The organism is Gordonia polyisoprenivorans NBRC 16320 = JCM 10675, from assembly GCF_000241325.1.
In the GTDB taxonomy this organism is placed as follows: Bacteria; Actinomycetota; Actinomycetes; order Mycobacteriales; family Mycobacteriaceae; genus Gordonia; species Gordonia polyisoprenivorans.
Genome location: NZ_BAEI01000021.1, coordinates 24,732 through 32,113, shown reverse-complemented (window position 1 = coordinate 32,113; position 7,382 = coordinate 24,732). Strand labels below are relative to the sequence as shown.

The 7,382-nt window shown below is 67.6% G+C and carries 6 protein-coding genes; 4 read left to right on the top strand and 2 right to left on the bottom strand.

The window, feature by feature from the left end:
* Positions 1-121: 121 nt before the first annotated feature.
* A complete protein-coding gene (locus tag GOPIP_RS05995; RefSeq protein WP_006368679.1) occupies positions 122-703 on the bottom strand; it encodes a MarR family winged helix-turn-helix transcriptional regulator in 582 nt (193 codons plus the stop codon).
* Between the two features lie 224 nt (positions 704-927).
* Here GOPIP_RS05995 and GOPIP_RS05990 point away from each other — a divergent pair, with 224 nt between their 5' ends.
* The 3 genes from GOPIP_RS05990 to GOPIP_RS05980 all read left to right on the top strand — a co-directional run bounded on the left by GOPIP_RS05990 (position 928) and on the right by GOPIP_RS05980 (position 4,411).
* Positions 928-1,608 carry an NAD(P)H-binding protein gene (locus tag GOPIP_RS05990; protein ID WP_006368678.1) on the top strand — a complete coding sequence of 227 codons (681 nt, stop codon included), beginning with the start codon at positions 928-930 and terminating at the stop codon, positions 1,606-1,608.
* 15 nt (positions 1,609-1,623) lie between these two features.
* On the top strand, positions 1,624-2,994 hold the full coding sequence (locus tag GOPIP_RS05985) for an FAD-binding oxidoreductase (protein ID WP_006368677.1): 1,371 nt from the start codon (positions 1,624-1,626) through the stop codon (positions 2,992-2,994).
* Between the two features lie 91 nt (positions 2,995-3,085).
* Complete coding sequence (locus GOPIP_RS05980; protein WP_170320179.1) at positions 3,086-4,411, top strand: MFS transporter; 1,326 nt, start codon at positions 3,086-3,088, stop codon at positions 4,409-4,411.
* Between the two features lie 13 nt (positions 4,412-4,424).
* Here GOPIP_RS05980 and GOPIP_RS05975 read toward each other — a convergent pair whose 3' ends face one another.
* Positions 4,425-5,039 (bottom strand): cysteine hydrolase family protein, encoded by a 615-nt coding sequence (locus GOPIP_RS05975; RefSeq protein ID WP_006368674.1) that lies wholly within the window; start codon positions 5,037-5,039, stop codon positions 4,425-4,427.
* Between the two features lie 132 nt (positions 5,040-5,171).
* On the opposite strand from GOPIP_RS05975, the gene malQ reads away from it, so the two are divergent.
* A complete protein-coding gene (malQ, locus tag GOPIP_RS05970) occupies positions 5,172-7,340 on the top strand; it encodes a 4-alpha-glucanotransferase (RefSeq protein WP_006368672.1) in 2,169 nt (722 codons plus the stop codon).
* Positions 7,341-7,382: the final 42 nt, after the last annotated feature.

The window sequence follows — 7,382 nt, the reverse complement described above, 5'->3', positions numbered from 1 at the left end:
GGCGCGGTCGGAGCCGGGGCGGCGGTCGGGATGGGGGCGGTCACTGTCTTCTCCTGCGATACCGGTGGTGGATGGTCGGGGCGCGCGGCGAGCGGGGATGGGCGGCCCGCTCGCCGCGCCGTCATCGGGGTGGAACCGAGTGCTCGGCAGAATCGGCGAGTTCGTCGCCGGAGAGTGCGGTGTCGGACAGCGCGGTGTCGGAGAGGGCAGTGTCGGATAGGGCGGCGGCGAGGGCCACCACCCCTTCGGTCAGATGCGAACGCGTCTGCGGGTCAAGGCGTTCCATCGCGGTGCCGAGGATCTGGGCCTTCGCCGACCGGGCGTGGTTGATGTGCTCGGTGCCTGCGACGGTCGCGACGAGTTGTCGCGCACGTCCGTCGTCGGGGTCGGGCGCGCGCTCGACGAAACCCTGCTGTTCCAGGGAGGCGACGATGCGTGACATCGTCGGCATCGTCACCGACTCGCGGTCGGCGAGCTCGGACAGGCGCAGCGGACCGTGATTGATGATCGTCCACAGTGCCGAGGCCACACCCGCACTGAGCACACCCTGCCCACCGGAGCGTAGTGAGCGGGTGATCCGGACCAGATGGTGATAAAGGACCGCCACGTCGGACGTGCCAGTGGCGGACGTGTCGGTGGCGGGCGTGTCCGGTTCGACAGTCGTCTCGACGATGGTTGTGGTGTCCGGTGCGGTCGGCGACATCGGCGCGCTCCTTTCGGGAGGTATGCTCCGAATATAGTTGCTTAGTGCTAAGTAAGCGAACGGTAAAGTCCGGATGCTTCGATGTGCACTTCGGGCGTGCTCGGATTCACGGCGGGAATTCTCGTCGGGCGCGTGTGCTTACGGTGGAGTAGGGCGGGATGGCGACGAACCGCACCCGACCAACCCAAGACGAATGAGAACCCAACACGAAAACGAGGTGCACTGTGGCACGAGTGATCATCATCGGGGGACACGGGAAGATCGCGCTGCGACTGGCGCGGCTGCTCACCGCACGAGGTGACGCGGTCAGCTCGGTGATCCGCAACCAGGCGCAGAGTGACGACATCATCGCGACCGGCGCCACGCCCGTCGTCGCCGATGTGGAGCACCTCGACACCGGGGCCATCGCCGAGGTGCTCGCCGGAGCCGACGTCGTCGTGTGGTCGGCAGGTGCGGGTGGCGGCAACCCCGAGCGCACCTTCGCGGTCGACCGCGATGCCGCGATCCGCTCCATCGACGCCGCAGCGGCGGCCGGCGTGCCGCGCTACGTCATGGTCTCGTACTACGGTGCCGGACCCGATCACGGTGTCCCCGAAGATGATTCGTTCTACGCCTATGCCGAGGCCAAGGCTGCGGCCGACGCCCATCTCACGAGCACCGATCTGGCCTGGACGATTCTCGGGCCGAGCCGACTCACCGACGACCCGGGCTCCGGTCGCATCGAGGTCGGGGGATCGGACACCTCCGCCGGGTCCGGAACATCAGAGAGCGCGACATCCAAGAGCGAGGTCAGTCGCGACAACGTCGCCGCGGTCGCCGCGGCGGTGATCGCCGATCCGGCCACCGCGAAGCGGGTCATCGAGTTCAACGACGGTGACGTGCCGATCGAGAAGGCGCTGGCCTGAGCGAGACGCACTGACATGAGCGGTTTCGAGCCGGCTCTGGCGGGGATCGTCGGTGAGCGCAACGTGCTCACCGACGATGACGCCATGGCCGGATATCTCGTCGACTGGATGGGTCGCTATACCGGCATCGCCGACGCGGTGGTCCGGCCGCGCACCGTCGACGAGGTGGCTGCTGTGATGAAAGTGGCTGCCGCTGCGAAGATTCAGGTCTGTATTCAAGGGGGCAACACCGGCCTCGTCGGCGGGTCGGTGCCACCGGCGACCGCGGATGGGCGCCGACGCATCGTTCTCAGCACCGCGCGGATGACCGATCTCGACGAGGTCGACCCGATCGGACGATGCGTGGGCGCGCAGGCCGGAGCGACGATCGCCGCCATCGACGCACACGCCGCGGTCCACGGACTGATGTTCCCGGTCGACCTCGCCTCCCGGGACAGCGCCACCGCGGGCGGTGTCGTCGCCACCAACGCCGGTGGCATCCGCATGATCCGACACGGCAACACCCGCGCGGCGATCTGTGGCATCGAGGCCGTCCGCGCCGATGGTGACGTCCTGCGACGCTGGTCGCCGCTCGTGAAAGACAATGTGGGATATGACATCCCGGGACTGCTCGCGGGGAGTGAGGGCACCCTGGCCATCATCACCCGAGTGCTGTTCCGGTTGGTCGGCCCGCCGGTCGCCACCGTTGTCGTCGTGGCCGCACTCGAGCGGGTGGCCGATGCGCTCACCCTGATCGGGCGGGCCCGCGAGGTAGGTCTGGTGATCGAGGCCGCCGAGTTCATGACCCGCGAGGGTGTCGATCTCGTCGGCGAACACGGCAGCCGACGTCCGGTCTCCACCCCCGCTCCCTACCATCTTCTGCTCGAGGTCTCCGGGGCCGGTGACACCGAGACAGCCGTCGTCGACCTCCTCGACGACGCCGAGGGCATCGTCGACGCCGTGCTCGAACCCGGTCCCGCGCGGGCGCTGTGGGAGATCCGGGAGAGTCACACCGAGGCCATCGCGCGTGCCACCACGACCCCGGTCGTCAAACTCGACGTGTCGTTCCCGATCCGGTCCCTTCCGCACGCCATTGCCGAATTACAGGACCTGCCTGGTCATCTCGACGTCGCCTGCCGCCCCATCCTGTTCGGGCACATCGGCGACGGCAACATCCACGTGAATCTCCTCGATGTGCCGGTCGAGGCGACCGACGCCGTGACCGACGCCGTCTTCGGGATCGTCGCCCGGCTGGGCGGCAGCATCAGCGCCGAACACGGGATCGGCCGGGCAAAGACGGCGTGGATCCGACTCGGTCGTTCGCCGACCGACCTGGCCACGATGCGCGCCATCAAGGACGCCCTCGATCCGCAGAGTCTGCTCAATCCCGGAGTGCTCTTCGGCTGAGTCGAGCCGCGCCGCACGGCCACGCCACATTACGATCACGGTGATCGTGACCCTGGTCGTGCCCAGAACGCATCCCTACGGTGGAGCACTTGTGAGTTCCACCCTGACCGACATCACCGACGTTCCCGCCGAGGACGACGCCGCACGGCGGCGCCGGCTACGCACGGTCGTCGCCGCGAGCCTGCTCGGTACCACCATCGAGTGGTACGACTTCTTCCTCTACGCGACCGCCGCAAGCCTGGTGTTCTCCAAGGTCTTCTTTCCCGACCAGAGCAGCTTTGTCGGAACGTTGTTGTCGTTCGCGACCTTTGCCGTCGGCTTCGTCGTGCGCCCGATCGGTGGCGTCGTGTTCGGACACATCGGCGACCGCATCGGCCGCAAACGCACCCTCGCGGTGACGATGGTCCTGATGGGCGCGGCGACGGCACTGATGGGCGTCCTGCCGACCGCCGCGCAGATCGGGTTCCTCGCCCCGGTACTGCTGCTGTGCCTGCGAATCCTGCAGGGATTCGCCCTCGGCGGCGAATGGGCCGGCGCGGTGCTGCTCGCCGTCGAACACAGCCCCGCGCGGCGTCGTGGTCTGTTCGGGTCGATCCCGCAGATCGGCCTGGCGCTCGGGCTCGCCCTGGGCACCGGTGTCTTCGCGATACTCCAGGTGGCCTTCGACGATCACGACTTCCTGGTCTACGGATGGCGGATCGCGTTCCTGCTGAGCATCGTGCTGGTTGTCATCGGATTCGTGGTGCGGCTGAAGGTCTCGGAGACCCCGGCCTTCCGTGAGGTCGCCGAGCTCGAGCAGAAGTCGAGTGCCCCGCTGCGCGGCGTCGTCCTCCCGCCCAACACCCGCAACACCGTCCTCGGTCTGCTCGCGCGCTGGGGTGAGGGATCGGCGTTCAACACCTGGGGTGTGTTCGCGATCGCCTACGCCACCGGCAGTCTGGGCCTACCTCGCGTGCCGGTCTTGGTATCGGTCACCATCGCGGCTCTGGTGATGGCGGTGGGCCTGCCGATGTCGGGGGTGCTGACCGACCGCTACGGGCCGCGACGCATCTACCTGATCGGCATGATCGCCTACGCGGTCGCGGTCTATCCGGTCTTCGCACTGTTCGGCACCGAGAAGCTGGTGTGGTTCACCGTCGGACTCGTGATCGTCTTCGGTGTGGTCCACGCACTGTTCTACGGCGCCCAGGGCACCTTGTTCGCCTCGCTCTACCCGACGCCGGTGCGTTACACCGGACTCTCGGTCGTCTACCAGTTCTCCGGCATCTATGCCTCGGGTCTGACACCGCTGATCCTGACCGCACTCATCGGTGCCAGTGGCGGCTCGCCGTGGTGGGCGGCGGGTTACCTGGTGGCGACCGGACTGATCAGCGTGGCCGCGACGGCGGCGATCCGGCAGCGCGACCTGCACCTCTGAGGAGTCGGGCGGCTCACAGCGCCGCACGCACGTCGGCGGACTCGACCGGATGCGAGAACATCGGGTAGTCGAAGGAGATCGCGTTGTCGTGTTCGGCGACCGAGGTCGCCGCGGTGCAGTCGGTGAGCGTGATCACCCGGTATCCGTTCTCGTACGCCGAACGCATCGTCGATTCCACACAACAGTTGGTGAGGAATCCGGCGAGGATCACCGTCTCGATTCCCTTGCTGCGCAAGATGAAATCGATGTTGGTCGAGGCGAAGGTGTCGAGTCCGCGCTTGCCCTCGATGAGGATGTCGCCGTCGGCGGGTGCCAATTCGTCGACGATCTGCGCACCCCACGTGCCCTTCACGAAGGCGTTGCCGTCGACGACGCCCTTGAGGATCCCGTACGGGTGTCGGGTGAGTTCGCCGTAGCCGGGGGCGAAGGTGATCGGGGCATGCATGATCGTCACCCCGGCCTCGCGGGCAGCCTGCACCAGCGAGGTGGTGTTGGTGAGCATGTCGGTCTTGTCCATCACCTCGGCGACCGCATCATGCAGCACACCGCCGTCGGAGGTGAACTCGTTCTGGAACTCGATGAGGACGAGAGCGGTGGTGGCGGGATCGAGGGTGAGCGTGTCGGACATGGGGATTCCTCACTCGGGGCGGTACAGATGCAGGCGAACTCACCGGGTGAGCTACGCCACACTTGATTCAAGTCCTCGGCGGCGTCCTCGGCAACCCGAGCGCCACGACCCCGACGATGAGACGATGCAGTCGTGACCGATTCGGTAGGGCAACGACTGGCCGAGCTGGCGCGCCGCACCGGTGTGGCGACCAGCTATGTGGGATGGGACTCCGCCGAACACGAGGTGAGTGCGGTGACCCTGCGCGCGGTGCTGGGGGCGATGGGTATCGCCGCCGACACCGACGCGGAGATCGACGCCGCCCTCGCCGACGCCGAGATCGCCGACTGGCGCACGTTGGTGCCGCCGGTCACCGTGGTCACCGAGGGCGACGCCGCGGTGTTCTGGGTCCATGTGCCTCACGGCAATCCCGTGGACGTCGAGGTCACCACCGAAGCCGGAGACCGGGTGCGCCCGGTACAACTCGACGTGTGGTGGGAACCGCGCCCCGTCGACGGCGTGCTCACCGGACGTGCGAGTTTCGCAGTCCCGGAAGGACTCTCGCCGGGTTATCACACGATCTCGGTCACCGACGAGATCAGCGGGAGCACGGCGACGGCGCCGTTGATCGTGACGCCTCGGCGACTGAGAACCGCCGACGCCCTGCGCGGTGAGCAGCGCTGGGGGACGGCGCTGCAGCTGTATTCGGTGCGCTCCGCACGGTCATGGGGAGTCGGTGACTTCGCCGACCTCGCCGAGATCGCCGCCGAGACGGCCAGCACCTACGGCGCCGACTTCGTCCAGGTGAACCCGCTGCACGCCGCGCAGCCGGTGCCCCCGATCGAGAACTCGCCGTATCTGCCGGCGACCCGCCGATTCGTCAATCCCCTCTACATCGCGATCACCGACATCGCGGAGTACGTCGATCTGCCCAAGGCCGACCGCAAACGTGTCGACAAACTCGCCAGGGGTTTCGTCGCCGACGACCTCTCGACGAAGAAGATCAAGCGCAACAAGGCCTTCCGTGCAAAGCTGACCGCGCTGGAGCTGCTGCACGCGGTTCCGCTGCGAGCGGCGCGTGCCGCAGCGTACCGGCAGTTCCGTCGTCGTGAGGGCGCCGGCCTGCGTGATTTCGCCACCTGGTGCGCGCTGGTCGAGGAATACGGGCGGGACAGTCCGGCGTGGTCCGACAAACTCGGTGATCCGGTCTTCGTCGAGACCGAGCGCCGACGGCTGGCCGGACGCATCGAGTTCCACACGTGGCTGCAATGGATCTGCGACGAACAACTCGCCCGGGCCCAGCACGCCGCACTGGCGGCGGGAATGCGTATCGGCATCATCGCCGACCTCGCCGTCGGAGTGGGTCGCGACAGCGCCGACGTGTGGTCCCTCGGCGAGGTCCTCGCCACCGGTGCGACGGTCGGCGCACCGCCGGACGGCTTCAATCAGCAAGGCCAGAACTGGAATCAGCCACCGTGGCATCCGCGACGACTCGCCGAGTCGGGATATGCGGCGTATCGAGACATGCTGCGCACCGTGCTGCGCCACGCCGGTGGTCTGCGCGTCGACCACATCCTCGGTCTGTTCCGGCTGTGGTGGATTCCCGAGGGACGATCCGCGGCCGAGGGCACTTACGTCCGCTACGACCACGACGCGTTGATCGGGATCCTCGCGCTGGAGGCACAACGCGCCGGGGCCGTCGTCATCGGCGAAGACCTCGGCGTGTTCGAGAAGACGGTGCAGGACACGCTGGCCGCGCGCGGCATCCTCGGCTGCTCGATCCTGTGGTTCGAGCACGGTGAGTACGCGCCCATTCCGCCCGAGGAGTACCGGGAGTTGTGTCTGACCTCGGTCACCACCCACGATCTGCCACCGACGGTCGGCTATCTCGCCGGCGACCACATCACCCTGCGGGCCGAACTCGGACTGCTCACCGAGAGCGAGGACGACGACCGGGCCCGCGAGGAACGCGACCGCGACGCGATCCTCGCGCTGGCGATCGAGCGTGGCCTGTGGTCACCGGACATCCCGCTGACCGATCCACGGACGATCAACGCTCTCTACCAACTCATCGCGGCGAGCCCGTCACTGCTGTTGGGGGTGGCGCTGGTGGACGCGGTCGGGGAACGGCGCATCCAGAACCAGCCCGGCACCGACGGCGATCAATATCCCAACTGGTGTATCCCCCTCGCCGATGACGAGCTGCATCCGGTGCTCGTCGAGGACCTGCCGTCGAACGCGCGGTTCGCCTCGCTGGTGGCCGCGCTCGAGGACGCGGGCGTCGGGGGTGGATCTCGCGAGGACGATGACTTCCTGTGGTGAGGGCTTTCTCGGGTGATGACGTCCGTGGATGACGGCGCGCCC

What these genes read in the sequence shown, in the direction of transcription:
- GOPIP_RS05985 (WP_006368677.1), top strand. Translation starts at nt 1,624, where the DNA reads ATGAGCGGTTTCGAGCCGGCTCTGGCGGGGATCGTCGGTGAGCGCAAC.
- GOPIP_RS05995 (WP_006368679.1), bottom strand. Translation starts at nt 703, where the DNA reads ATGTCGCCGACCGCACCGGACACCACAACCATCGTCGAGACGACTGTC.
- GOPIP_RS05975 (WP_006368674.1), bottom strand. Translation starts at nt 5,039, where the DNA reads ATGTCCGACACGCTCACCCTCGATCCCGCCACCACCGCTCTCGTCCTC.